Annotated in this window: 20 protein-coding genes and 1 riboswitch; of the genes, 10 read left to right on the top strand and 10 right to left on the bottom strand. The window is 68.2% G+C overall.

Features of this window, described 5'->3' with window-relative positions; all coding sequences use genetic code 11:
* Positions 1–37: 37 nt before the first annotated feature.
* Positions 38–207: riboswitch (cyclic di-AMP (ydaO/yuaA leader) on the bottom strand.
* Positions 208–427: 220 nt separating this feature from the next.
* Positions 428–685, bottom strand: a complete 258-nt coding sequence (locus ACGF7Y_RS10415) for a hypothetical protein (protein ID WP_063050295.1) — start codon at positions 683–685, stop codon at positions 428–430.
* A gap of 169 nt (positions 686–854) precedes the next feature.
* Here ACGF7Y_RS10415 and ACGF7Y_RS10410 point away from each other — a divergent pair, with 169 nt between their 5' ends.
* The 7 genes from ACGF7Y_RS10410 (at position 855) to ACGF7Y_RS10380 (ending at position 10,477) form a co-directional block, all read left to right on the top strand.
* Positions 855–2,036, top strand: a complete 1,182-nt coding sequence (locus ACGF7Y_RS10410) for an AAA family ATPase (RefSeq protein WP_393231763.1) — start codon at positions 855–857, stop codon at positions 2,034–2,036.
* Between the two features lie 149 nt (positions 2,037–2,185).
* Complete coding sequence (locus ACGF7Y_RS10405; RefSeq protein ID WP_393231761.1) at positions 2,186–4,141, top strand: acyl-CoA dehydrogenase family protein; 1,956 nt, start codon at positions 2,186–2,188, stop codon at positions 4,139–4,141.
* A gap of 337 nt (positions 4,142–4,478) precedes the next feature.
* Positions 4,479–5,441 (top strand): alpha/beta fold hydrolase, encoded by a 963-nt coding sequence (locus ACGF7Y_RS10400; protein ID WP_393231759.1) that lies wholly within the window; start codon positions 4,479–4,481, stop codon positions 5,439–5,441.
* A 192-nt stretch (positions 5,442–5,633) separates the two neighbouring features.
* Entirely contained in the window at positions 5,634–5,921 is a 288-nt protein-coding gene (locus ACGF7Y_RS10395; protein ID WP_040871251.1) for a hypothetical protein, read from the top strand.
* Between the two features lie 1,010 nt (positions 5,922–6,931).
* Complete coding sequence (locus ACGF7Y_RS10390; RefSeq protein WP_393231756.1) at positions 6,932–7,762, top strand: hypothetical protein; 831 nt, start codon at positions 6,932–6,934, stop codon at positions 7,760–7,762.
* 25 nt (positions 7,763–7,787) lie between these two features.
* A complete protein-coding gene (locus tag ACGF7Y_RS10385; RefSeq protein ID WP_393231754.1) occupies positions 7,788–9,728 on the top strand; it encodes a fumarate reductase/succinate dehydrogenase flavoprotein subunit in 1,941 nt (646 codons plus the stop codon).
* A gap of 2 nt (positions 9,729–9,730) precedes the next feature.
* Positions 9,731–10,477 (top strand): succinate dehydrogenase/fumarate reductase iron-sulfur subunit, encoded by a 747-nt coding sequence (locus ACGF7Y_RS10380; RefSeq protein ID WP_040871255.1) that lies wholly within the window; start codon positions 9,731–9,733, stop codon positions 10,475–10,477.
* A gap of 47 nt (positions 10,478–10,524) precedes the next feature.
* Here ACGF7Y_RS10380 and ACGF7Y_RS10375 read toward each other — a convergent pair whose 3' ends face one another.
* The 5 genes from ACGF7Y_RS10375 to ACGF7Y_RS10355 all read right to left on the bottom strand — a co-directional run bounded on the left by ACGF7Y_RS10375 (position 10,525) and on the right by ACGF7Y_RS10355 (position 15,998).
* Positions 10,525–10,722: a hypothetical protein gene (locus ACGF7Y_RS10375; RefSeq protein ID WP_393231751.1), complete on the bottom strand. Its 198-nt coding sequence runs from the start codon at positions 10,720–10,722 to the stop codon at positions 10,525–10,527.
* 89 nt (positions 10,723–10,811) lie between these two features.
* The gene (locus ACGF7Y_RS10370) at positions 10,812–11,036 is read right to left on the bottom strand and encodes a DUF397 domain-containing protein (RefSeq protein WP_393231749.1); all 225 of its coding nucleotides are present in this window, start codon (positions 11,034–11,036) and stop codon (positions 10,812–10,814) included.
* Between the two features lie 197 nt (positions 11,037–11,233).
* Complete coding sequence (locus ACGF7Y_RS10365) at positions 11,234–11,599, bottom strand: DNA-directed RNA polymerase subunit beta (RefSeq protein ID WP_393231746.1); 366 nt, start codon at positions 11,597–11,599, stop codon at positions 11,234–11,236.
* A gap of 330 nt (positions 11,600–11,929) precedes the next feature.
* Positions 11,930–12,853 (bottom strand): DNA-3-methyladenine glycosylase family protein, encoded by a 924-nt coding sequence (locus tag ACGF7Y_RS10360; RefSeq protein WP_393233120.1) that lies wholly within the window; start codon positions 12,851–12,853, stop codon positions 11,930–11,932.
* Between the two features lie 364 nt (positions 12,854–13,217).
* A complete protein-coding gene (locus ACGF7Y_RS10355) occupies positions 13,218–15,998 on the bottom strand; it encodes an FAD-binding and (Fe-S)-binding domain-containing protein (RefSeq protein ID WP_393231743.1) in 2,781 nt (926 codons plus the stop codon).
* 225 nt (positions 15,999–16,223) lie between these two features.
* On the opposite strand from ACGF7Y_RS10355, the gene ACGF7Y_RS10350 reads away from it, so the two are divergent.
* A complete protein-coding gene (locus tag ACGF7Y_RS10350) occupies positions 16,224–18,104 on the top strand; it encodes an ABC transporter ATP-binding protein (protein ID WP_393231741.1) in 1,881 nt (626 codons plus the stop codon).
* A 9-nt stretch (positions 18,105–18,113) separates the two neighbouring features.
* Here ACGF7Y_RS10350 and ACGF7Y_RS10345 read toward each other — a convergent pair whose 3' ends face one another.
* From ACGF7Y_RS10345 to ACGF7Y_RS10335, 3 genes are all read right to left on the bottom strand, one after another.
* Positions 18,114–19,598: an alpha/beta hydrolase gene (locus ACGF7Y_RS10345; protein ID WP_393231738.1), complete on the bottom strand. Its 1,485-nt coding sequence runs from the start codon at positions 19,596–19,598 to the stop codon at positions 18,114–18,116.
* Positions 19,599–19,910: 312 nt separating this feature from the next.
* Entirely contained in the window at positions 19,911–20,906 is a 996-nt protein-coding gene (locus ACGF7Y_RS10340; RefSeq protein ID WP_393231736.1) for an oxidoreductase, read from the bottom strand.
* A gap of 37 nt (positions 20,907–20,943) precedes the next feature.
* Positions 20,944–22,014, bottom strand: coding sequence for a DNA polymerase IV (locus ACGF7Y_RS10335; protein ID WP_393231733.1), 1,071 nt, complete (start codon positions 22,012–22,014; stop codon positions 20,944–20,946).
* Positions 22,015–22,084: 70 nt separating this feature from the next.
* Between ACGF7Y_RS10335 and ACGF7Y_RS10330 the strand changes: the two genes are divergently transcribed.
* Positions 22,085–22,669, top strand: a complete 585-nt coding sequence (locus ACGF7Y_RS10330; RefSeq protein ID WP_393231730.1) for a TetR/AcrR family transcriptional regulator — start codon at positions 22,085–22,087, stop codon at positions 22,667–22,669.
* Complete coding sequence (locus tag ACGF7Y_RS10325; protein WP_393231727.1) at positions 22,666–23,118, top strand: PaaI family thioesterase; 453 nt, start codon at positions 22,666–22,668, stop codon at positions 23,116–23,118. Before ACGF7Y_RS10330 ends, ACGF7Y_RS10325 begins: the two co-directional genes overlap by 4 nt.
* 78 nt (positions 23,119–23,196) lie before the next feature.
* Here ACGF7Y_RS10325 and lon read toward each other — a convergent pair whose 3' ends face one another.
* Positions 23,197–25,527, bottom strand: coding sequence for an endopeptidase La (gene lon / locus ACGF7Y_RS10320; RefSeq protein ID WP_393233118.1), 2,331 nt, complete (start codon positions 25,525–25,527; stop codon positions 23,197–23,199).
* Positions 25,528–25,578: the final 51 nt, after the last annotated feature.

The following is a 25,578-nucleotide window of genomic DNA, read 5'->3' as shown; positions in this document are numbered from 1 at the left end:
GTTGCAAGCTGTGTTTACCCACCGAGCTACGTCTCCGATCTTGCTGCTCTCCCGCCGACCGGGTTAGCTGACGGGTTCGGACCGGGAGAGCGGCCCTACCTCGCAACCGAAAATAGCCGCAAGGATTCACCCCAGACGAACCTGTGGGTCCCCGGCACGACAGCCGAGACCAGTTGGCCCCGACAGCCGTTAAGGCGGTAACTAGTGGCGCCGTTTCACTTACGAAGCGACTTGTTCCACTAAGTCACGAGAAGATTACGGTGCGGACGCGATGTTGTCCAGCGCACAGAGCTGCGACTTTTCCATCACTACCGGGGCCGCGACACCATAGGCGGAAAACGGCCATCGGGACTCGGGTTACGACCGGATCTCGGTGGGCGGGGCCGGGTCACCGAAAGGACAACGCCGCCCCCGTGCGGGCACCGGGTCAGGACCGCGAGCCGTGCACCGCGCGCTCGAGCTCGTCGATCCTGCGGCGCGCCTCGGCCAGTTCGACCTCGAGCCCGCCGAGCGCCATGACCAGCGGCCCGACCGCGAGATCGGCGACCAGTTGGGGATCGTCGTAGCCGCGTTCGATCGCGACGAGGATGTTGGACCGGATGCGCTGGGCCACCGTGGCCCCCGCCGGAACATTCCAGGACCCGACCACTTCGGCGAGGCCGGGCGGGTTCGGTTCGTCGGACATGCCCCCTCCGTTCCCGCGCGTCGGTACCGCGCGACCATTCTGGCGAACCGCCACCAGCCTAGAGAACCGGCGGCGAGAGCAATAGTGCAATACGGACCGCTAGGGCTCTCTAGGACACGCCGTAGACGCGCCCAGATTATCCGGACGAAACGCGCTACGGTGTCAGGGCATGGACCCCGTGCGGAATCCGTATGCCCCCGGAGCGGGACAGCGCCCACCCGAATTAGCCGGGCGCGACAAGCAACTCACCGCTTTCGACATCGTGCTCGAACGCGTCGCGCGTGGCCGCCCGGAACGCAGCGTGATGCTCACCGGCTTGCGCGGGGTCGGAAAGACGGTGCTGCTCAACCAGCTTCGCTCCGCCGCGATATCCCGCGGCTGGGGCACCGGCAAGATCGAGGCGCGGCCGGACCAGGAACTGCGCCGCCCGCTGTCCTCGGCGCTGCACATGGCGGCGCGAGCGATCGCCACGTCGCACCGGAATCCGGAGCGGGTGGACGACTTCCTCGGCATCCTCAAGGCTTTCGCGTTGCGGGCCACCGCGGACAAGGGCATGCGGGAACGCTGGCAACCCGGCATCGACGTACCGGCGGTCAGCGGTCGGGCCGATTCCGGCGACATCGAGATCGATCTGGTGGAACTGTTGGTCGAGGCGGCGGCGCTGGCCGGCGACATCGGCGTCGGCATCGCGATCTTCATCGACGAGATGCAGGATCTGGGGCCCGCGGACGTCTCCGCGATCTGCGGCGCGTGCCACGAACTGAGCCAGGACGCCGCGCCGCTGATCGTGGTCGGCGCGGGCCTCCCACACTTGCCCGCAGTGCTCTCCGCCTCGAAGAGCTACTCGGAGCGACTGTTCAGCTACCACCGCATCGACCGCTTGGACCGGGAATCCGCCGACCAGGCGCTGATCGCGCCGGCCCAGCGCGAAGACGTGAAGTTCACCGACGAGGCACTGGACGCGCTGTACCGCAAGGCCGATGGCTACCCGTATTTCGTGCAGGCCTACGGGAAGGCCGCCTGGGATCAGGCGCCGGAGAGTCCGATCACGGCCGAGGACGTCGAGGTGGCCTCACCCGCCGCCGAGGAGGAGCTGGCGGTGGGGTTCTTCGGGTCCCGTTACGAGCGGGCTACACCCGCCGAACGCGAATACATGCGCGCTATGGCCGACCTGGCCGGCGACGACGGCCCGGTGGCGACCGCGGCGGTGGCCAACGAACTCGGCCGCAAACCGGCTTCCCTTTCCCCCGCCCGCGACGGCCTGATCAAGAAGGGGCTGATCTACTCCGCCGAACGCGGCACGATCGGCTTCACGGTGCCGCACTTCGGCCGGTATCTGCGCTCGGTCTGAGGGTCGCCCGGCGGCGCATTGCCTACTATGGCCGTCTCTTCCAAGATCAATAGATATTCGTAGATTAATCTCGACCAGCAGACCTACCGATGAGTAACAAACCCTCCTACACTCGGATGTGATCCTGATCACGTCCGAGGGAGGACATCATGGCGACAGCCGCGAAAGTCGACGCCACCGAAGAACAGGCCCGCGCACTGGTCGAGGAGTCCCGCGAAACGAGCTGGGCCAAGCCGTCGTTCGCCAAGGAGATGTTCCTGGGACGGTTCCGGCTCGACCTGATCCACCCGTATCCGCAGCCCGGCCCCGAGGACGCCGAGCGCACGGAGGCGTTCCTGTCCCGGCTGCGCACGCTGTGCGAGTCCATCGACGGATCGGTGATCGAAGCGGAGAGCCGGATCCCGGACGAGTACGTCAAGGGCCTGGCCGAGCTCGGCTGCTTCGGCCTGAAGATCCCGCAATCGTATGGCGGACAAGGTCTTTCCCAACTCGGCTACAACCGCGCGCTGATGCTGGTCGGCTCGACGCACCCGAGTCTCGGCGTCCTGCTCTCGGCGCACCAGTCCATCGGTGTGCCCGAGCCGCTCAAGCTGGCGGGCACCGACGAGCAGAAGGCCGAATTCCTGCCCCGTTGCGCGGCCGGGGCGGTCAGCGCGTTCCTGCTCACCGAGCCCGATGTCGGCTCCGACCCGGCCAGGATGGCCAGCACCGCGACGCCGACCGAAGACGGCGAGGCCTACGTGCTCAATGGCGTGAAGCTGTGGACCACCAACGGCGTGGTCGCCGAACTGCTGGTGGTGATGGCCCGGGTGCCCAAGAGCGAGGGGCATCGCGGTGGCATCTCGGCCTTCGTGGTCGAGGCCGATTCACCGGGCATCACCGTGGAGCGGCGCAACTCCTTCATGGGCTTGCGCGGCATCGAGAACGGCTTGACCCGGATGCACAACGTCCGGGTACCCAAGCGCAACCTGATCGGCCGGGAGGGCGACGGCCTGAAGATCGCGCTCACCACGCTGAACGCGGGCAGGCTCGCCATCCCCGCCCTGTGCACCGCCGCCGCCAAGTGGTCGTTGAAGATCGCGCGCGAGTGGAGCACGCAGCGCGTGCAGTGGGGCAGGCCGGTCGGTGAGCACGCGGCCGTGGGGCAGAAGATCGCCTTCATCGCGGCCACCACGTTCGCGTTGGAGGCGGCGCTGGATCTGTCGGCGACCATGTCCGACGAGGGCCGCAACGACATCCGGATCGAGGCTGCGCTGGCCAAGCTGTGGGCCAGCGAGATGAGCTGTCAGATCGCCGACGAACTGGTGCAGATCCGCGGCGGACGCGGCTACGAGACGGCGGCTTCGCTCGCCGCCAGGGGCGAGCGGGCTGTTCCGGCCGAGCAATTGGTGCGCGATCTGCGGATCAACCGCATCTTCGAGGGCTCCAGCGAGATCATGCGACTGCTGATCGCCAGGGAGATGGCCGACGCGCACATGGCCGCCGCGGGCGCGCTGGTCGACCGCAAGGCCGAGCTCAAGGACAAGGCGAAGGCGGCGGTCGGAGCGACGGGTTTCTACGCCAAGTGGTTCCCGCAGCTGGCGGTCGGAGCGGGGACGGTGCCCGCGGCGTACACCGAATTCGGCGTACTGGCCCGGCACCTGCGGTTCGTCGAGCGCAGTGCGCGCAAGCAGGCGAGGTCGCTGATGTACGCGATGGGCCGCTGGCAGGCAGGCCTGGAATACCGGCAGAACTTCCTCGGCCGGATCGTCGACATCGGCGCCGAGCTGTTCGCCATGTCGGCGGCCTGCGTACGGGCCGAGTCACTGCGCGCCGCCGACGCGCCGGAGAGCAAGGCGGCCGAAGAACTGGCGGACGCCTTCTGCAGGCAGTCCCGCGTGCGCGTGCGCAGGCTGTTCGACTCGCTGTGGGAGAACACCGACGATGACGACCGCACCCTCACCCGCGGCGTGCTCGACGGCCGCTACGAGTGGCTGGAGGAGGGCGTGCTCGACCCGAGCGAGGGAACCGGACCGTGGATCGCGGAGTGGCAGATGGGTCCGTCGACGGAGGAAAACCTCCTGCGCCCGTTCCTGCCGTCTACGCGCCCCCGCGCGGAGTCCTGATCGCCGCCCGCCCGTCGCGGCCGCCCGACGTGGGCCGCGACGGGCGGTCGCTCGCCCAATATTCGCGAGTCTCGGATTTCTCCTAGAAAGACGCAGATTCTCCTTGCCGGCTCGCGCGGAAGCCCGCAGGTGCGCAGCGCAATCTAAAGGAATCTAGTTTCTGAGCTATTGAGTCGTAGATTTTCCTGTGAACCCGCCTGACGGCTGCCCGATCGACCGGCAGCCTCAATTGCGCAACGGGTGCGTAACGGCAGGTGTGGGCCGCTAACGGCGCGGAAATCCAGTCCGACAACTGGGCAGGAGCGCCGATCATGCGCCTCGCTCACAGGAGAGTGCCATGTCCACGAGCATCGCCCGCCGCGCCGCCGATCACGACGGCCACCGCGTCATGGTGTCGGCCGATGACGGCATTCCCCTCGCGGTCCGCGTCTTCGGCGCCGACGACGCCACCGCCACCGTCGTCTTCGTCCACGGCCACTGCTTGCGCACCGAATCCTGGTCCTACCTGCGTGATCTGCTGCTGCGCCAGTGGGGGAGCGACACCAGGATGGTGTTCTACGACCACCGCGGCCACGGCGAATCCGGGGCGGCGCACCCGTCGACCTACACCATCGAGCAGCTCGGCCACGACCTGGACGCCGTGCTGCGCGCGGTCGCGCCGACCGGGCCGGTGATCCTGGTCGGCCATTCGATGGGCGCCATGGTGGTGCTCGCCTACGCCCGGCTTCATCCCGAGGCCATCGGCACGCGGATCACCGGCGTCGGGCTGCTCGCGGCCGCGGCCGCCGGAATCACCGAGGTCGGGCTGGCGCGCCTTTTGAACCGGCGGGCGGTGAACTCGCTGCAAGTGGCCGTCACCCGCGCCCCGCGTGTGATGCAGGCGTCCAGGCGCCTGACTCGTCGCCTGTGCACGCCGATCCTGCGCGAGGCGGAATTCGGCACCAAGAAGGCGAGTCCGCGCATGACCGCGCTGGCCACCGCGATGCTGAACGAAACGCCGTTGCTGACCATGGCCGGGTTCCTGCACTCGCTGATCACCTTCGACGAGACGGCGACCCTGCACCGCCTCGGTGTCATCCCGGCGCTGGTGCTGGCAGGGTCCGCGGACATCATCTTCCCGTTCGCGCACTCGGTGGCACTGGCCTCTCAACTGGCGGGCGCCGAGCTGGTCCGCCTGGAGGGCGCCGGCCACAGCGTGATGCTCGAACGGGCCGAAGAAGTCGCACTCTCCATCGCCGGACTCGTGGAGCGAGCCTTCGCCGCGGCCTGCTCGGCCACCGGGTACGCCGCCGCCGGCTGACCTTCGGCAACCGAGGGGCAATCATCTGATTTCGGCCCGGCACGAGCCAGGAACAAAATCTTTCTGTACTGTGTTGTAGATCACGTTGTGCGGTGGGTCACACAACTTGATGTCGCGCGGTCCAAGGCAGACGGGCAACCGTGCACCACGGCATCGAGTTCGCATATCCGCCAGGGAATTCAGGAGGTCTCGATGACACGCAGCGAACTTGCGGAACTACGCTACGCGGTCGGCCAGCTCCGGCAATCCATCGGCGTACTGCGCAACCAGTACGGCGACGCCAGCACGGTACGCAGGCTGGAGAACGACCTCGAGCGGCTCGTCATCGACGCCGACGAGTTCGAGAAGTCACCGCCGCCGGAGGTGCGGCGCAGCGCCCAGGACGTCATCTACGTGCCGGACAGCAAGTCCGACGAGGCCGCCTGGATGGGCGCGCAGGACGAGGGGCTCGGCTTCCACTCCCGTCCGCGGACGAAGTAATCCCGTGCTGGGCGGCGCGAAGCCGCCCAGCACGGTGCGCTGAGGCCCGGCGGCGGCCGGGCCCGCGTGTCAGCGGGGCCCGCGTTCGAACAGGGCGGAGATCGTGGCCGAACGCCAAGGCCCTCGGTGCGCGGCGTCTGCGTGCGCCATAGCTCGGGCCCGACATCGGCACGTTGCGGGGGCCGGGCCGCTTCCGAACGCGATCGACCGCCGTCGTCGACACCGGCTCGACCGCCGTGTGTCCCGTGACCGCTCGACTCACCATCGCCGTTCACGTCGATCCCGAGGTCGATGTCATACCGATGGCCCGAGGCGGCACTTCCCCCGCAAAGCCTGCGCAGATCCGGGTCACCTGATGCCAAGCCGGTTCGATGGGGCCATCAAGTGCGACGCCGGTTCGACCGGCCACAATTTGCGACGCCGGTTCAACCAGCCGCCAAGCGCGACCCCGCTTCAACCAGCCACCAAGCGCGACCTCCCTTCAACCAAGCGCGACGCCGCTTCACGGGGCAATCAAGTGCGACCCCAAACGGGGCAATCAAGTGCGACGCCGGTTCGACGGGTAACCAAGGTGCGACGCCGGTTCGACCGGCAATCGAGACGGGGGACGCGACGCCCAGAGCCGCAGGCACTGGAATCACGCCCGCACCGCCGACCGGGTCGTAAATCGGTGAGGGCGAGTTCCTCGATCGGAGCCGATACCACAGCCGCCCGCATCGTTGCAGCGAGCTCGGAGCGCCCGGCGCGATCACCCCATCCGGTATCGGCGACCGCCTCGCCCGAAACTTGTTTCGCGCGAGTCGAGTTCGAAAAGTCCGGTTAGCCCGCTACGCGGCGTAAGCAATCAAGCGGCACGCGGAATGTGGCGCAAATCATACGGTTGACGGCGGGCTTGGTTTGTCGAGACCCCGCTCGATCCATAGCGCACGTGTCGTATGGTGCTCAGCATCACATTCGATTGCGGAGGTAACGATGACCACCCGCACACAAGATCAGCGAGGCATCCACCTGTGAGTGCCGCACCGACCGCCGCCCCGGAAGCGGGCACCGGCGTTTTCAGCAGAACAAGGGCCCGAATCTCGGAACGCACATTGCGCACCGACCGATGGTGGATCCCCCCACTCGTCACGGTGCTCGGACTCGCCGCGTTCGTCATCTACGCGACGGTCAGATCGTATGTGCGCACGGCGTATTGGGTCCCGGACTACCACTATCTGACCCCGTTCTACTCACCGTGCCTGAGCACTTCCTGCGTCGAGGGTTCCAGCCATTTCGGCACCCCGTTCGGCGAACTGCCGGTGTTGTTGCCGCTGGGCTTCGTGGTGCTGCCCTTCCTGCTCGGCTTCCGCTTGACCTGCTACTACTACCGCAAGGCCTACTACCGGTCGGTGTGGTTCTCGCCGCCCGCCTGCGCTGTGGCCGAGCCGCACGCCAAGTACACCGGCGAGACCAGGCTGCCGCTGATCATCCAGAACGCGCACCGCTACTTCTTCTATGTGGCCCTGATCGTTTCGGTGATCAATACCTACGACGCCATCGTCGCGTTCCACGGCAAATCCGGCGGCTTCGGTTTCGGTCTCGGCAATATCGTGCTGCTGGTCAACGTGATCCTGCTGTGGGCGTACACGCTGTCGTGTCACTCGTGCAGGCATATCGCGGGCGGACGGCTCAAGCACTTCTCCGGCCATCCGGTGCGCTACTGGTTCTGGACGCAGGTCTCCAAGTTGAACACCCGGCACATGGCGCTGGCCTGGACCACTCTCGGCACGCTCGTGCTGACCGACTTCTACGTCATGTTGGTTGCCAGCCAAACGATTTCGGATCTGCGGTTCATCGACTGACCGCCTCATCGAGGAGTTTTTCTGCATGGCAGAAGTGGAACGGCACAACTACGACGTCGTCGTGATCGGAGCGGGCGGCGCCGGATTGCGAGCGGTCATCGAAGCCAGAGAGCACGGGCTGTCGGTCGCGGTGGTGTGCAAATCGCTGTTCGGCAAGGCCCACACCGTGATGGCCGAAGGCGGCTGCGCGGCTTCGATGGGCAACGCCAACGAAAAGGACAATTGGCAGGTCCATTTCCGGGACACGATGCGCGGCGGCAAGTTCCTGAACAACTGGCGCATGGCGGAACTGCATGCCCAGGAAGCGCCCGATCGGGTGTGGGAACTGGAAACCTACGGCGCGCTGTTCGATCGGACGCCCGACGGCCGCATCAGCCAGCGCAACTTCGGTGGCCACACCTACCCGCGGCTGGCTCACGTCGGTGACCGGACCGGCCTGGAGATCATCCGCACGATGCAGCAGAAGATCGTCTCGCTGCAGCAGGAGGATTTCGCCGAGACCGGTGACTACGAGAAGCGCATCAAGGTCTTCGCCGAATGCACCATCACCGAATTGCTCAAGGACGGCGACCGCATCTCCGGCGCGTTCGGCTACTGGCGCGAATCCGGCCGCTTCATCCTGTTCGAGAGCCCGGCGGTGGTGCTGGCGACCGGTGGCATCGGCAAGTCGTACAAGGTGACCTCGAATTCCTGGGAGTACACCGGCGACGGGCACGCGCTGGCGCTGCGCGCGGGCGCGACGTTGATCAACATGGAGTTCCTGCAGTTCCACCCGACCGGCATGGTCTGGCCACCCAGTGTGAAGGGCATCCTGGTCACCGAGGGTGTGCGCGGCGACGGCGGGGTGCTGAAGAACACCGAGGGCAAGCGGTTCATGTTCGACTACATTCCGCCGGTCTTCAAAGGGCAGTACGCCGAGACCGAGGAAGAGGCCGATCAGTGGCTGCGCGACAACGACTCCGCACGCCGCACGCCGGATCTGCTGCCGCGTGACGAAGTCGCCCGCGCCATCAACGAAGAGGTCAAAGCCGGGCGCGGCACCGAGCACGGCGGCGTCTTCCTCGACATCGCCTCCCGGATGCCCGCCGAGGAGATCGTGCGGCGGCTTCCCTCGATGCACCACCAGTTCAAGGAACTCGCGGACGTCGACATCACCAAGGAGCCGATGGAGGTGGGGCCGACCTGTCACTACGTGATGGGCGGTGTCGAGGTCGATCCGGACACGGGCGCGGCCACGGTGCCGGGACTGTTCGCTGCGGGCGAGTGCTCCGGCGGCATGCACGGCTCCAATCGCCTTGGCGGGAATTCGCTGTCCGACCTGCTGGTATTCGGCCGCCGGGCCGGGCTCGGGGCCGCCGCCTACGTGGAGCAGCTCGGCGCGCGGCCGTCGGTCTCGGAGGACGACGTCACGAAGGCCGCGAAGGCCGCCGTCGCTCCGTTCGATCCTCCTACCGACGGCAAGGGGGAGAACCCGTACACCTTGCATACCGATCTGCAGCAGACGATGAACGATCTGGTCGGCATCATTCGCAAGGAACACGAAGTACGTGAGGCGATCGACAAGCTCGCCGAGTTGCGCGCCCGGTTCCGTCAGGTGACCGTGGAGGGCCACCGCCAGTTCAATCCCGGCTGGCATCTCGCCCTCGATATGCAGAACATGCTGCTGGTCAGCGAATGTGTGGCGCACGCGGCACTGCTGCGGACCGAGAGCCGCGGCGGGCACACCCGCGACGACCACCCGTCGATGGATCCCGATTGGCGCAACAAACTGCTGGTCTGCGCGGTGGATCCGAGCACGGCCGGCGATCCGATCCCGGGCGTCACCGTGACGCGCAAGGATCAGCAACCGATGCGATCGGACCTGCTCGCCCTCTTCGATCTCGGTGAGCTCGAAAAGTACTACACCCCGGATGAACTCGCCGGGCACCCGGCCGCGGCCGGGCATTCGACGGAGCGAGAGGCGTAACGATGGGTTACGACGCCAAATTCCGCGTGTGGCGCGGCGATCTCGACGGCGGAGAACTGCACGACTTCACCGTGCTGGTGAACGAGGGCGAGGTGGTGCTCGACATCATCCACCGGCTACAGGCCACCCAGGCGCCGGACCTGGCCGTGCGCTGGAACTGTAAAGCGGGCAAGTGCGGTTCCTGCTCGGCCGAAGTGAACGGGCGGCCGCGCCTGCTGTGCATGACGCGGATGTCCACCTTCACCGAGGACGAAGTGATCACGGTGACGCCGATGCGCACCTTCCCCGTGATCAAGGATCTCGTGACGGACGTATCGTTCAATTACGAGAAAGCCCGCGAGATCCAGTCGTTCACGCCGCCCGCCGATCTCAAACCGGGCGAGTACCGGATGAAGCAGGTCGATGTGGAGCGTTCCCAGGAATTCCGCAAGTGCATCGAATGCTTCCTGTGCCAGAACACCTGCCACGTGGTACGCGATCACGACGAGAACAAGAAATCGTTCGCGGGGCCGCGCTATCTGATGCGGATCGCCGAGCTGGAGATGCATCCGCTGGACGTCGGCGACCGAACCGAGCTCGCTCAGGACGAGCACGGGCTCGGCCTGTGCAACATCACCAAATGCTGCACCGAGGTGTGCCCGGAACATATCAAGATCACCGACAACGCGTTGATCCCGATGAAGGAACGGGTGGCCGACCGCAAATACGATCCACTGGTCTGGCTGGGCAACAAGCTGTTTCGCCGTTAGCGGCGGGGAGGACCGGCCGGGGCGATTCCCGGCCGGTCGGCGCACCCTTACAACATGGCCACGACACCGAGGGCCACGATCCACACCAGCAGGCCGACGAGCAACGCCGACAGCAGCGAGTGGGTGAGGACGAAGACTCCGACCGCCGACACTGCGAACAACAGCGCGACGATCAGCCATTCCACCCAATCATCCGGCAGCAATTTCTTGTGTCGGGGATGGGAACTCTTGAGCCCACGGTCCACAGAGAGTGGGCTACCCGTCTCGGAACCAGGCAAACGTCTTTTCGTTGCCGAAAATGCGTCGTTCCGTGATCTCCGGAAGTCGCCGCCCCTTATCGCGGCCGGTCGAACTCACCGTCTTGCACACCTGCGGTGAAGGCGGCCCATTCGCCGGGCGTGAAGATCAACACCGGCCCGTCCGGTTCCTTTCCGTTGCGCATTCCCACATGGCCGTCCGCCAGTAGCGCCACCTCGACGCTGTCGTCCCCCGGCCCTTCTCCGGCCTTCCGCCACGTGGCGCCGGTCAGGTCTATGTTCGCGTTGCCTTGAATGCTCACGAATTGGACTCCTTCGTTGTCTGCCGCGGCAGACGTGTACGGACCGAGAACCCAGCACTCCCCGCTGGACGCACTCACGCGGCCCGATATTACCGCCGCCGACCGGCGCTGTAGTGCGAACAGCCTGCCGAAAATCGAGCCGGTATCCCGACCGGCACGATTTCCCGGCACGTCCTCGCGGCGCGCTCCGCCTGCCCTCAACGGCGGCGCGGCGCCGGATCCGCCCACGCGCGGATGGCCGCGACCACCTCCCGCCCGGACGGTCGAAACCCGTTGCGCGGCGGCACGATCCAGGATCGGATCGCGCCGACCGACGCGGTCGGGGATGGCAGCGCGATCGTCGATCCGGTGCGGGATACCGACACGTTCAGCCGGAACAATTCCGCGAACAGGCGCGTGTCGTTTTCGGGCAGGTCCGGCGCGATCAGGAAGGTCCATCGATTCGAGCGCGGGTGCGCCAGGATGGGGCCGACCCGGACGCGTTTGCTCTGCATATGCGCCATGACCGCCTGCCCCAGGCTGCTCGGCATGGTCAACGCCCACACCGATCCGGCACGCAGCACGATCCGGCCGAGTCCGGGTGGGTCGACAATGGCGGGCAGATCACATTCCCGCCGGTAGAACTGGCATCTGGACCGTGGTGTATCCCCAAGTGGCCTCTGCTCCACTGACAACCCCCTGCAGTTGTGTGGTTCGTCGATGAGGTGCGCGCCATACCGAAGCCCCTGCGATCTGACCACGGCTCCCGCTCGCGTACCGATGTGAATGCGGCGATGGCCGAGTGTGGCGCGACGAGCTCTAGTTTCGCTTCGCCGCGGGCCGCTGCGACTGATAAAGAATGTGCAAAATTGTGGAAAAATGGTTCCTGACGGGGCGCATGTGAAAGATGTGACTCAGTGGCAGGTATGGTCCGTCAGGGCGGTGCGAGGGCCGAACTTCGGTTTGTGGAAGTGACCGCTGATTTCGAGCAGGCGAATCGCTCGATAGCGGTGCGGACGCAACGGTTCCAGATATTCGACCATCGCCTCGTCATCGATCGGACGGCCGAGCAGAGTCCAGCCGACCGCGGCGGCGAGGTGATAATCGCCGACCGACAGCGCGTCCGCGTCGCCGAAAGCCCGCTGCGCGATCTCCGCGGCGGTCCACACCCCGATACCGGGCACACTGCGCAGCATGCGTGCCGCCTCGGCCGGGTCGGCACGCGCGGCACGCTCCAGCGACTCGGCGATCCGAGCCGAACGCACGATGGTCTGCGCGCGCTGCGGTCCGACGTTGGCCCGGTGGTAGACCCAGGAGGGAATCCGCCGCCAGGTGTCGGCGTCCGGCGGGAGCAGCATTCCGTCCGGCGCTGGACCCGGCGCCGGTTCGCCGTACTGCCGGACCAGCTTCCGCCACGACGCCCGTGCGGAGACGGTGTGCACCTTCTGCTCCAGCACCGCGGGCACCAAAGCTTCGAAGACCAGGCCCGTGCGCAACATACGCAGGCCGGGGAAGCGGTGGTGGGCATCGGCGAGCTTCGGGTGATCCGGGAGAAACGCGGACACGTCCTCGTCCAGGCAGAGCATGTGCTCGAGACCCGCGAGGAATTCCGCCGCCCCAGGCCCCCACGCCCCTGCCCGCACAGCGCACGGGCCGGACTGGGCCAACCGGTAGGTGACCGACCCGGTCGGCAGCCGGGACGCATGCCAGTGGGCGCCGTCGCCGGTCACCCGATGGCACGGGTCGCCGGTGCCACGGCCGAGCGGAGCGAGCGTGCACGCCAGATCGATCGGCCGATCCGTGGTCACCGTCCGGCTCGCTTCCGGCTCGACCGTCACGCTGCGCACCGACTCATTCTGCCCGGTGCGGCGCGCGGCGTCGCAGCACCCTCCGCCGGACACCACGATTATCATCTGGACCACACCAGAAGTCTTTCTATATCTATCGTGCATTATTATCGTTTCGCAATCCGATGTAACGGAACGAGATTGACGGCGATATTGATTTCGTTCGGCAAATAGCTGGCTGTAGCAATGACGGAGGTTCTCATGATCACCAATCTGCTCAACTGGTTGCTCAACGCCTGGGGCGGGGTTTCCGCGGGCAGCTCGGGTTACCAGATCCCGCCCGGCACCCTGCCGTTCGGTAGCTGACGCACGCGGCGCACCCGCCCGGATTGCTCGGCGGGCGCGTGCGAAAGGATCACTGGCCCAGCAGAAACTGCGCGAGATGCCACGCCTGTTGCCCGGCCAAGGCAGCGGCCTGGGTGCGGCAGGAGAAGCCGTCGGCGAGGAAGATCGCGTCCTCGCCCGCGGCGCGCAGCGCGGGGAGCAGGCCGTTCTCGGCCACCGCCACCGAAATGTCGTAATGGCCTTCCTGCATTCCGAAGTTTCCCGCCAGCCCGCAACATCCGGTGATTTCCGTCACCCCGACTCCCATGCTGGCTAATAATCGGCGCTCGGCATCGAATCCGAGAATCGCGTGCTGATGACAATGAGGCTGGACGACCACCGACTGTCCGGTTCGCTTCGGCGGACGCCAGGTCGGCTGTTCGGCGAGGAATTCGGCGAAGGTGCGCACCGCGGCGGCGGTCGGGGCGGATCTCGGGTCGTCCGGCAGCAGTTCCGTCAGGTCGGCGCGCAGGACCGCGGTGCAGGACGGTTCCAGTCCCACGACCAGGCCGCCCGCGCCCACGTGCTGCTCCAACGCGCTCAATGTGGCCCGCAACCGCGCACGGGCGCCGTCGAGCTGACCGGTGCTGATCCAGGTGAGTCCGCAGCAGACGCGTCGCTCCGGAATCCGGACGCGGTAGCCGAGGGTGGACAGCAGCCGTGCCGCGGCCAGGGCGATCTCCGGGGCGAACGCGTCGGTGAAGGTGTCGATCCACAGCATCACCTCGCCGGAGCCACCCCGTTCCTCCGGCGCGTAGGACGACTCGGCCAGTGCGGCCCCCTCGTCCAGATCACGCCAGATCCGGCGGAAACCGCGCGGGGCCAGGCGCGGCACGTCACGGCGCGGATCGATGCCGGCCGCTCGTAAACCCGCGCGGCGCAGTGTGACTCGCCCGGCCAGCGCGTTCACCACGCGCGGCATCCGGCTCGCCACGGACAACCACCGGGGCAACTGGCCGAGCGAGTAGTGGTCGATCGGGCGCGGCCGATGGCGGTAGCGCCGATACAGCGTCTCCGATTTGTAGGTGGCCATGTCCACGCCCGCCGGACAGTCCGACCGGCACGCCCGGCAGGACAGGCAGAGGTCGAGCGACTCGGCGACGGCCTCCGACGACCAGGGCAACGCGCCGCGCACCACCTCCTGCAACACCCTCGCCCGCCCCCGAGTGCTGTCCTTCTCGTCCCGGGTGGCCTGGTAGGACGGGCACATGAAACCGCCGTCGGCTCGGCATTTGCCCACGCCGACGCAGCGATGGACCGCGACGCCCATATCGCCGTCGTCCTCGGACAGCACGTAGCCGCTCGACGGCCGGACGTCCGGAACTCCCGCCAGGCGCAGGTCCGCGTCGATCGCGCGCGGAGCGACCAGCACACCCGGATTCAGGACGTCGTCCGGGTCGAACAGCGCCTTGTAGCCGGCGAAGACGTCGAGCACCGCGGGCGAGTACATCACCGAGAGCAACTCGGAGCGGGCCCGGCCGTCGCCGTGCTCGCCGGAGAGCGAACCGCCGTGCCGCACGACCAGCTCGGCCGCGTCGAAGAGGAAGGCACGGAAACGGCGTGGCGCGTCGGCGATCGGGAGGTCGAGGCGAACGTGGATGCAGCCGTCGCCGATGTGCCCGTACAACAGTCCGTCGACGCCGTGGTCGTGGGTCAGGGCCGCGAAATCGCGCAGGTAGGCGCCCAGCCGCGCGGGTGGGACGGCCGCGTCCTCCCATCCCGGCCACGCCGGTCGCCCGTCGGGCGTGCGCCCCGCCAGCCCCGCGCCGTCGGCCCGGATCCGCCACAGCGCCGCGGCGGTCCCGGGATCGGGGACGATCCGGGTGTCCATCGCCCCCGCCGTCCGGCACAGCCGCTGTGCGACGACCAGCGCGTCGGCCTGCGTCTCGCCCGCGGTCTCCACGAAGAGCCAACTGTCGCCGCGCGGCAGCTCCGGCACCAGCCCCCGGTGCGCCCGGACCACGTCGACCAGCCGCGCGTCGATGCCCTCGACCGCGATCGGCGCGCAGGCCAGCACGGCGGCGACGTCATCGGCGGCGGTGGCCATGTCCGGGTAGCCGAGCACCGTGAGAACGGTGGCCGCGGGCAGCGCGACCAGGTCGACCGTCGCCTCCAGCAGCAGACCGCAGGTGCCCTCGCTGCCGACGAACGCCTTCGCCGCCGACGCGCCCCGTTCGGGAAGGAGATGTTCCAAGCCGTACCCGGACGCCTGCCGGTCGAAGCGCCCCAGATCGGTGCGCAGCACCGCGAGATTCGCCCGGCCGAATTCCGCGAGGCCCGGCACCGCCGACAGGTCGGCGGCCAACGTGCGTTCGGTGCAGGTGCCGTCCAGGACGCGCAGTTCGCGCACGGTGTCGGAGGTGCGGCCCCACGCAACGGCGCGCGGTCCGCAGGCGTTGTTGCCGATCATGCCGCCGAGGGTGCAGCGATTCTGGGTCGAAGGGTCCGGCCCGAAGCGCAGGCCGTGCGGACGAGCCGCCCGCTGCAACTCCGACAGCACCACGCCCGGCTGCACGGTGGCCACGCGCGCGGCCGGATCGATCGACACGATCCGGTTCATATGCCTGCTGAAGTCGAGGACGAGTCCGGAACCGATCGCATTGCCCGCCACCGACGTTCCCGCGCCGCGTGCGGTCACCGGCAGGCCGTGATCGCGGGCGAATTCCAGGGTGACCGCGACGTCCTCTTCGGTGCGGGGAAAGACGACCGCGGCCGGGAGAACCCGATAGTTCGACGCGTCCGAGGAGTACTCCGCCCGCCGCCGCTCGGAGGTACCGACCTCACCCGCGATCGTGCCGCGCAGTGCCGCCATCCGGTTCACAGTGTTGATTTTCCCAGCGCCGCGGTGCTGGGTGTTCGCGGCCCCTATGGCTCGCGTTCGAGTGACCGCCGGGGTGGACCGAGTATTCGGGCTACGGCCGGTTTCGCTCTCGGCGGAAACGGCGTGCGTCCGGAATCGACTTGAACTCAACCATTGTTGAGGTCCTAGTGTCGGTGGCCAGGTCTTGGATGGGCGGGGAGCGAGAGGGAGAGCAACGTGAGCATCGAATCCGTGGCGTGGAGCCAGATGTACCGGCGGGCGAACGCGCCGCGGGAACAGCGGCCGTTCCGCTTCGCCACCGCCCGGCGCATCATCCGGTTCGCGGCGCCGCACCGCCGCAGGATCAGTGCGTTCTTGCTGTTCAGCGTAGTGTCCGCGGTTCTCGCCGTGGCGACGCCGGTGCTGGCGGGCCGGGTGGTCAACGGCATCGTCGGCGGCGCGGCGCCGCGAGTGGTGGTCGTCCTCGCGCTGGTGATCGGCGTGCTCGCGGTGTTCGACGCGGGGCTCGGGCTGGCGACCCGATGGATGTCGGCACGGATCGGCGAGGGGCTCATCCTCGATCTGCGCACCGCCGTGTTCGATCACGTCCAGAAGATGCCCGTCGCCTTCTTCACCCGCACCAGGACCGGCGCACTGGTCAGCCGCTTGAACAATGACGTCATCGGCGCTCAGCGCGCGTTCAGCGACACCCTGTCCGGCGTGGTGGCCAACCTCGTCACCCTCGCACTGACGCTCGGGGTGATGCTGAGCATCTCGTGGCAGATCACGTTGCTCGCGCTGGTTCTGCTTCCGGTGTTCGTGTTTCCGGCGCGCCGGATGGGCAACCGCTTGGCGGACATGCAGCGGGAGGCGGCGCGGTTGAACGCGGCGATGAGCACCCAGATGACCGAGCGGTTCTCGGCGCCGGGCGCGACGCTGGTCAAGCTCTTCGGCCGTCCGGAGCAGGAGTCCGGCGAGTTCGCGCTGCGGGCCTGCCGGGTGCGCGATATCGGCGTGCGCACCGCGATGCTGCAAACCGTTTTCGTCACCTCGCTCACGCTGGTGTCGGCGCTGGCGATCGCCCTGGTGTACGGGCTCGGCGGCTGGTACGCGCTGCGCGGGCAGTTGGACGCGGGCGCGGTTGTCTCGCTGTCGTTGCTGTTGACCAGGCTCTACACCCCGCTGACCGCGCTGGCCAGCGCCCGGATGGAGATCATGGCCGCGCTGGTGAGCTTCGAGCGCGTCTTCGAAGTGCTCGACCTGAAGCCGCTGATCGAGGACGCGCCCGGCGCGAAGCCCGTTCCGGCCGGTCCGGTGGCGGTGGAGCTGGACGCGGTGAACTTCGGCTACCCGTCGGCTGACAAGGTGTCGCTGGCCTCGCTGGAGGAGGTGGCGAATCTGGACACTCGCGGCGGGGTGGAGGTGCTGCACGAGGTGTCGCTGCGCGCCGAGCCCGGTCAGCTGATCGCGCTGGTGGGCTCGTCCGGTGCGGGCAAGTCCACCATCGCCCAGCTGGTCTCGCGGCTCTACGACGTCGACGGCGGCGCGGTGCGGTTGAACGGCGCGGACGTGCGCGAGCTGACCACCCGGTCGATCCGCGAGACGGTCGGCCTGGTCACCCAGGACGGGCACCTGTTCCACGAGACCATCCGGGCCAATCTGCTGATCGCGCGCCCGGAGGCCACGGAGGACGAGTTGTGGGACGCGTTGGAACGCGCCCGGCTGCGCGACCTGGTCGCTTCGTTGCCGGACGGGTTGGAGACGGTGGTCGGCGAGCGCGGCTACCGGCTCTCCGGCGGTGAGCGGCAGCGGCTGACCATCGCGCGCCTGCTGCTCAAGCAACCGCGCGTGGTGATCCTGGACGAGGCGACGGCGTCACTGGACTCGACCTCCGAAGCCGCCGTGCAGGAGGCGCTGTCCGAAGCGCTGGAGGGCAGGACCGCGCTGGTGATCGCACACCGGCTGTCCACGATCCGCGCCGCCGACCAGATCCTGGTGCTCGAGGAGGGTCGGATCATCGAGCGCGGCACGCACACCCAACTGCTGGCCGCCGATGGCCGCTACGCGGAGCTGTACCGCACCCAGTTCGCCGAGGAGCCGGTTACGGCGGCGGCCTGACCCGTCGTACTAGCTCACCGTCCGGTCCGCGGTACAGGTGGTGTCGGTGTCCGGGAGGGTTCCCGCGCCGAAGTAGGCGTTGATCGCGTGGTTCACACAGCTGCTCAACTCGGGCCGGAAGGTCATGTGGATGCGGACGTCTTCCAGCGTGACCATCCGCGACGCCGACAGATACTCGTGCAGCCGGACGGCGTGGGCGTAAGGAGTTCGCGGATCTCCCGACGCCTGCACGATGAGCACGGGCACCGCATTCCGGACCACGGTCGGCGGTTCGACCGGCCGAGGCCAGAAAGCGCACGGCTGGATGTTGCCCGCCAGCGCGCCGAACACCGGTTGCGCGGCCCGGCTCTCCTCGATGTTGCGCCAGTACCAGGTGGGATCGATGGGTGCGCCGACATCACCGCAGGCGATCTGCGCCAGGACGGAGTTCTCGTTGTCCCGCAGCGCCGCCACGATGGCGCGCAACCGCGGTGTGCGCGAGGCGGTGGGCGGACCGCCTGCGTCGTCGGCGAGCTCGCGCACCGTCGCGGCCAACGGTTCGTTCAACCGGAAGTTCCACAGCAAGGAGTGCAGGATGAACGGCAACCAGTGGTCGTCGATCGCGAAGTCATCGACGACGATCGGCCTGCGGTTGACGACGCGGACCAACTCCTCGATCTTCGCGCGCACCTGCTGCGGCGTCGCACCGAGCCGGAACTCTTCGTCCCGGGCGGCGGCCCACACCGCCCAATCGTCCAGCGCGATCTCATCCGAGGGACCCCAGTCCTGGACCAAGCCCTCCCAGTATCGGTCCGGGTCGATCGCGCTGTCGAGCACGATGCGATCACTGCGCTCGGGGAACATCTGGGTGAACACCGCCCCGAGATACGTGCCGTAGGACAAGCCGTAGAAGTTGACCTTCTGCTCGCCCAAGGCGGCTCGGACCACATCCATGTCCCGCGCCGTGTTGCGAGTGGTGAACTGCCGCACCAGCTCTGGATCGCGAACCACGCACGTGGCGGCCATGCCGGCGGATTGGACGGTGTCGTGCACGAAGCCGAGCGGGTCGAGGCCCGCCGACCGGATCATCTCGCCGACCGGCCACCCGCACCGCGGACTCCGGCTCGACTCGCCGACCCCGCGCGGGTCCATCCCGATCAGGTCGTAGCTGGCCAGCACGTCCGGCGACAGCACATCACCGAGCAGATCCACACTGTCCAGTCCCGGGCCGCCCGGACCGCCGGGATTGGACAGCAGGATTCCCCGCCGCCGCGCCGGATCGCTCGCCTTCACCCGGGAGATCGCCAGGGTGATCGTGCGATCGCCGGGCCGCGCGTAGTCGAGCGGCACCTGGACGTTCGCGCACTCGCCCCCGGCCTTGTCCAGATTCTCGACGCCGCACGGCTTCCATTCGAGCGTCTGGTGATAGAACCGGTCCGAGCTGTTCGGCTGCGGGTCGGCCACCGGATCGGCCCGGCTGTACGTGGGCACGGCGAGCAGCGCGGAAACCGTCACTATCGACATCGAACGCCAGAACAGATTCGCGGACAACGAAGTTCGCCTCTCGGCCGGTGCGATCACATGCTTGCCGAAGAACCGTATCGGATCGGGGCACGCGACGGTGGCAGCGTCTTCCCCCGCGCGGCGTGTTCGGCTCGCGGGCCATCCACGGTGCGAAGATCATCGCGCGTAGTCCTTCGCGGCGTGAGACCGATCAGCGAAGCCCGGCTCGATTCGTTCGAGCCGGGCTTCGTCGGTCCTACGACCATGCGTCCGCCGGGTGCGGATTCGTCCGAGCCCTGCCGAAGTACGCCGAGAACCGGCGGGTCAGAATTCGCCGAGGACGCCGATCACGGTGCGGCCGCGATGGCTGCCGCTTTGGATGGAGCGCAACACCTTCTCGGCCTCGGTGATCGGAGCGTGGTTCACCAGGGACGAAAGATGCTGCGGTCGGAGCTCTTTGCCGAGCCGGGACCATACCTCGCGGCGACGTTCGATCGGGAGGTTGACCGAGTCGATGCCCTCGAGCGCGACGCCGCGCAGGATGAACGGCAGCACCGTGGTGGGCAGTTCCGCTCCGCCGGTGAGCCCGCTGGCCGCGACCACACCCCCGTATCCGATGGCGCTCAGCACATAGGCGAGCGAGGCGCCGCCGACGCTGTCCACGGCCGCGGCCCACCGCGCTTTGGTCAACGGCCGCGGCTTGGCGTTCGGATCTTCGGGCAACCTGCCGATCACCTCGTTCGCGCCGATCTCGCTGAGCAGATCGTTCGCGTCGGTCTTGCCGGTGGAAGCGATCACCTCGAAGCCGAGGCCGGAGAGGATGTCGATGCTCACGCTGCCGACCCCGCCGGTCGCGCCGGTGACCAGCACCGGGCCCGCGTCCGGGGTGAGGCCGCGATCGAGCAGGGCCTGCACGCTCAGGGCCGCGGTGAACCCCGCGGTGCCGAGCGCGGCCGCGTCACGGGGACTCAGGTCCGCCAGCTCGACCACCCATTCGGCCGGCACCCTGGCGTATTCGGCGAAGCCGCCGTTGTGCGAAACCCCGATGTCGTATCCGTGCGCGATCACCTGGTCGCCTGGGGCGAAATCGTCGTCGGCGGACTCGACCACTTCGCCCACGAGATCGATCCCGGGCACGATCGGGTAGTTGCGCACCACCCCGCCGCCCTCGGTGATCGCCAGACCGTCCTTGTAGTTCGCGCTCGAGTAGTGCACCTTGATCGTCACGTCGCCCGGCCCGAGAAAATCCTCGTTGACCTGCTGCCGGGTCAGGACGATCCCGCTGTCCGTCTCGTGTGCCACCATCGCCCAGAACTCCATGCGCACGAGCATACGAGGGTCCGGACGGGTTCGGCAGCTACTGCGGCAGGAGTTCGAGCCGGACGCCGAGCAGACGAACCGGGCGGTCGAGGTCGAACCGTTCGATGATGCGCAGCGCGGTCTCGGCGATCCGCGCGACGTCGATGGTCGGCTCGGGCAGTTTCTCCTGCTTGCTGCGGGTGTAGAAGGTGTTGGTGCGCACCGTCACGGAAACCCGGGTGCCGATCCGGCCCGCCGCGGCCATCTCCTCGGCGACCTCGGTGGCCAGCCGCGCCACTTGCGCGCGGATCTCGCCGGGATCGGTCAGGTCGTGCGGGAACGTCTCGGACTTGCTGCGGCCCACGGGTATTCGCGGTTCGGTGGTGACGTCCGTATCGCCTTTGCCGTGGCCGAGCACCCAGAGATACGGCCCGGTGTTCGGCCCGAACTCCGCGGCGAGACGATGCCGGTCGGCGGCCATCAGGTCGCCGACGGTTCGGATGCCCAGCTCGGCCAGACGTGCGGCGATGCGCGTGCCGATACCCCACAGCGCATCTGTCGGACGATGGGCCATCACTTCGGTCCAGTTCTCGGCGGTGAGCCGGAAGACGCCCGCCGCCGTGCCCGCACCGGCGTCGGGCTCGGCCGACGACTTGCCCGCCGACTTGGCGAACCCGGTCGCGAGCTTGGCGGTGAGTTTGTTGTCACCGATGCCGATCGAGCAGGTCAGCTCGAGGCCGGCGATGGCGCCGCGCACCCGCTGCGCGAGGGCCTCCGGGTCGTCGGTGTCGGCGGCGAGGAACGCCTCGTCCCAGCCCCAGACCTCGACCCGTCCCGGAAACGTCCGCAGCAGCGCCATGACCTCGTCCGAGGCGTCCTCGTAGGCGGTCATGTCGAGCGGAACGAACACGCCCTCGGGGCACTTGCGCTGGGCGCTGCGCAGCGGCATCCCGGCCCGCACGCCGAACGCGCGCGCCGGATAGGACGCGCAGGTCACCACCTTGCGCGGTTCGGTGGGATCGCCGTGGCCGCCGACGATGACCGGCAGTCCCCGCAGTTCCGGGTGGCGGCGGAACTCCACCGCCGCCTGGAACTGGTCGAGATCGATGTGCAACAGCCATCTGGCCACACCCCGTTCTTACCCCAGTGGTGCGACATCGCGCATTGCGCGTTCCGCAGAACAGAACTAAATTCTGGTTATGAAGATTCGAGATCGGTTGCTGTTGGCGGCCGAGCGCCAGTTCGCCGAGCACGGGGCGCTCGACGCGACGCTGACGCAGATCCGCGCCGCGGCGGGCGCCAGCGTCGGCGCGCTCTATCACCACTTCCCGGACAAGGCCGACCTGTACCGGCAGGTGTGGGCCAACGCGCTCGCGGACTACCAGGAGCATTTCTGGGCAGTCGTCGGCGACAGCACCGACGCGCGCGCGGGCGTCACCGAGGGCGTGCGCGAGCACCTGCGGTGGGTCGGCGAAAATCAATACCGCGCAACCGTGCTCACCTCCGCGCGTCCACCAGGGGTGCGCGAGAGCGAGAGCAATCGCCGCTTCCTTTCCGACGTGACGCGGTGGTGGCGCACGCATGCCGGATACGGGGCGGTGCGTGATCTTCCGATCGATCTGGTCTACGCGCTGTGGCTGGGACCGGCGCAGGAATACACGCGACAGTGGCTGGGCGGCGAAATGCGCGTCGGCCCGGCCGAAGTCGCGGGCGAACTCGCCGACGCCGCCTGGCTCGCCCTCGCCGCCGATCGCACCCGAGCCGCAGCGGAGGTCTCCCGATGACGACAACCATCGCCCTCGACCTGGACAGCGCCGAGAAGATACTGGCCGCGCAGCCCTTCGCCATGCTGGTGGGCACCCAGATCACCGCGTTCGGCGACGGCGCGGCCACCCTGGTCGTCCCCCTCCGCCGCGAATTGACCCAGCAATTCGGTTACGTGCACGGCGGCGTGCTCGCCTACGCCGCCGACAACGCCCTCACCTTCGCCGCCGGTACGGTGCTCGGCGCGAATGTGCTCACCGGCGGTGTCACCATCACCTACCTCCGCCCCGCCGCGGGCGAGCGTTTGCGCGTCGAGGCAGCTGTCACCGGCGCGACGCGCCGCCAAGCGGTCGCCCACTGCGAGATCTACACGGAAAGCTCGGGCCGCGAACCCGTTCTGTGTGCGGTGGCCCAGGGCACCACCCGGCTCGCGGAAGCCGATCCGACCGGTGCGAATACCGGCGGCTGACCAACGGTCCGTCCGCCCGCTCGGCAGCATGCGAACGGCCGGGCACGGAGTTTCCGTGCCCGGCCGTTCCAGCCCAGGTCAGGCAGTAGCCGCGAAGGCAGGCCCCAACGCGGGTTCGGCCACCGGTTCGATGGCGTAGGCGAGGATGTCGGCCACGTCGGCGACGGGGCGGACATCCAGCGCGGCCAGCACTTCCGCCGGGACGTCGTCCAGATCCGGCTCGTTACGCGCCGGGATGAACACCGTCTTCAATCCGGCCCGCTGGGCGGCGAGCAGCTTCTGCTTCACGCCGCCGATCGGCAGCACCCGTCCGTTCAGCGTGACCTCACCGGTCATGCCGACGTCCGATCGCACCTGCCGTCCCAGCGCCAGCGACACCAGGGCGGTGACCATCGTGACGCCCGCGGACGGGCCGTCCTTGGGCACCGCGCCGGCCGGGAAGTGGATGTGGATGTTGCGATCCAGCACCGTCGGCTCGATGCCGATCTCCTCCAGGTGCGAGCGCACGTAGGTCAGCGCGATCTGCGCGGACTCCTTCATGACGTCACCGAGCTGGCCGGTGAGGGTCAGCGAGCGCTCACCCTCGGCGGCGTTCGCCTCGATGTAGAGGACGTCGCCGCCTGCGCCGGTCACGGCGAGACCGGTGGCCACGCCGGGGACGGCCGTGCGTTCGACCGAATCGGGGGTGAAGCGCGGGCGACCCAGGTAGTCCTTCAAGTCGGCAAGACCGATCGTCAAGGTGTCGGTATCCACCTCGTAGCCCAGGTCCGGGTCGTACCCCGCCGCCGCGGGGACGGCTACGCGCTCGGACAACCGGGTGGCCGCCTTGCGCAGCGCCTTGGCGATCAGTCGTTCCATCTGCCGAACGCCCGCCTCCCTGGTGTAGTTGGCGGCGATCTCGCGCAGCGCCTCCTCGCTGATCGTCACCTCCTCGGCGGTCAGCGCGTTGCGCTCCAGTTGCCGCGGCACCAGGAAGTCGCGCGCGATGGCCACCTTGTCGTCCTCGGTGTAGCCGTCGACGGTGATCAGTTCCATCCGGTCCAGCAGCGGGCCGGGGATTGTCTCCATCACGTTCGCGGTCGCGATGAACAGCACGTCGGATAGGTCGAGGTCCAGATCCAGGTAGTGGTCGCGGAAGGTGTGGTTCTGCGCCGGGTCCAGCACCTCGAGCAGGGCGGCCGCCGGGTCGCCGCGGAAGTCCGAGCCGACCTTGTCGATCTCGTCCAACAGGACGACCGGGTTCATCGATCCGGCTTCCTTCATGGCGCGGACGATGCGGCCGGGCAGCGCGCCGACGTAGGTACGGCGGTGCCCACGGATCTCGGCTTCGTCGCGCACGCCGCCCAGGGCCACGCGGACGAACTTTCGGCCGAGGGCGCGCGCGACGGACTCACCCAGCGAGGTTTTGCCGACGCCGGGCGGACCGACCAGCACCAGCACCGCGCCGGACCCGCGTCCGCCGACGACCTCCAGGCCGCGGGCGGCGCGGCGAGCGCGGACGGCCAGGTACTCGACCATGCGGTCCTTGACCTCGTCCAAGCCGTGGTGGTCGGCGTCCAGGACCGCGCGGGCGGCCGAGACGTCGGTGCTGTCGGTGGTCTTCACCGTCCACGGCAGCTCCAGCACGGTGTCCAGCCAGGTCCGGATCCAGCCCGATTCCGGGCTCTGATCGCTGGCGCGCTCCAGTCTGCCGACTTCGCGCAGCGCCGCCTCGCGGACGCTGCCGGGCAGATCGGTCTGCTCGACGCGGGTGCGGTAGTCGTCCGCGCCGTCCGGCTCGTCCTCGCCGAGTTCCTTGCGGATGGCGTTGAGTTGCTGGCGCAGTAGGAATTCGCGCTGGCTCTTCTCCATCCCCTCGCGAACGTCTTCGCTGATCTTCTCGCTGATCTCGGCCTCGGCGATGTGCGCTTTGGTCCACTCGATCAGTGTGGTGAGCCGTTCCACCACGTCGGGGGTCTCGAGCAGTTCCCGCTTCTGCTCGGCGGTCAGGTACGGGGCGTAGCCCGCGGTGTCGGCGATGGCCGACGGGTCGGTCAGCTGATTGACCGCGTCGATGATCTGCCAGGCCTCGCGGCGTTGCAGCACCGAGACGACCAGCTTCTTGTACTCCGCGGCCAGTTCCTCGGCGCGGCCGTCGGGGGTGGACGTCTCGACCGGCTCGGCCTCGACCCACAACGCGGCGCCCGGGCCGGTGACCCCGTGCCCGATCTTGGCGCGCCGTTCGGCCTTGAGGACGGCCGCCGGGGCTCCGCCGCGCATACGGCCGACCTGTTCGATGGTGGCGACCACACCGTAGGTGGCGTAGCCCTCGTTCAACCGCGGCGCGAGCAGCACGGCTTCGGTCTTGGCGGCCCGTGCGGCATCGATCGCGGCCTGCGCCGATTCGTCCAGTTCGATGGGCACGACCATGCCCGGCAGCACGATCGGATCGGTCAGGAACAGCACCGGCAGGTTCTGTGG

Origin of the sequence: Nocardia sp. NPDC047654 (genome assembly GCF_043205035.1) — a bacterium.
Lineage (GTDB): Bacteria > Actinomycetota > Actinomycetes > Mycobacteriales > Mycobacteriaceae > Nocardia.
Note: the sequence above shows the minus strand (reverse complement) of the source record. Positions and strands in the feature narration are given on the sequence as shown.

Excerpts from the sequence above, each read along its gene's own strand:
- lon (WP_393233118.1), bottom strand. The coding sequence starts at position 25,527 with ATGGTCGTGCCCATCGAACTGGACGAATCGGCGCAGGCCGCGATCGAT.
- ACGF7Y_RS10355 (WP_393231743.1), bottom strand. The coding sequence starts at position 15,998 with ATGGCGGCACTGCGCGGCACGATCGCGGGTGAGGTCGGTACCTCCGAG.
- ACGF7Y_RS10330 (WP_393231730.1), top strand. The coding sequence starts at position 22,085 with ATGAAGATTCGAGATCGGTTGCTGTTGGCGGCCGAGCGCCAGTTCGCC.
- ACGF7Y_RS10405 (WP_393231761.1), top strand. The coding sequence starts at position 2,186 with ATGGCGACAGCCGCGAAAGTCGACGCCACCGAAGAACAGGCCCGCGCA.
- ACGF7Y_RS10395 (WP_040871251.1), top strand. The coding sequence starts at position 5,634 with ATGACACGCAGCGAACTTGCGGAACTACGCTACGCGGTCGGCCAGCTC.
- ACGF7Y_RS10325 (WP_393231727.1), top strand. The coding sequence starts at position 22,666 with ATGACGACAACCATCGCCCTCGACCTGGACAGCGCCGAGAAGATACTG.
- ACGF7Y_RS10400 (WP_393231759.1), top strand. The coding sequence starts at position 4,479 with ATGTCCACGAGCATCGCCCGCCGCGCCGCCGATCACGACGGCCACCGC.
- ACGF7Y_RS10410 (WP_393231763.1), top strand. The coding sequence starts at position 855 with ATGGACCCCGTGCGGAATCCGTATGCCCCCGGAGCGGGACAGCGCCCA.
- ACGF7Y_RS10340 (WP_393231736.1), bottom strand. The coding sequence starts at position 20,906 with ATGGAGTTCTGGGCGATGGTGGCACACGAGACGGACAGCGGGATCGTC.
- ACGF7Y_RS10380 (WP_040871255.1), top strand. The coding sequence starts at position 9,731 with ATGGGTTACGACGCCAAATTCCGCGTGTGGCGCGGCGATCTCGACGGC.
- ACGF7Y_RS10385 (WP_393231754.1), top strand. The coding sequence starts at position 7,788 with ATGGCAGAAGTGGAACGGCACAACTACGACGTCGTCGTGATCGGAGCG.
- ACGF7Y_RS10415 (WP_063050295.1), bottom strand. The coding sequence starts at position 685 with ATGTCCGACGAACCGAACCCGCCCGGCCTCGCCGAAGTGGTCGGGTCC.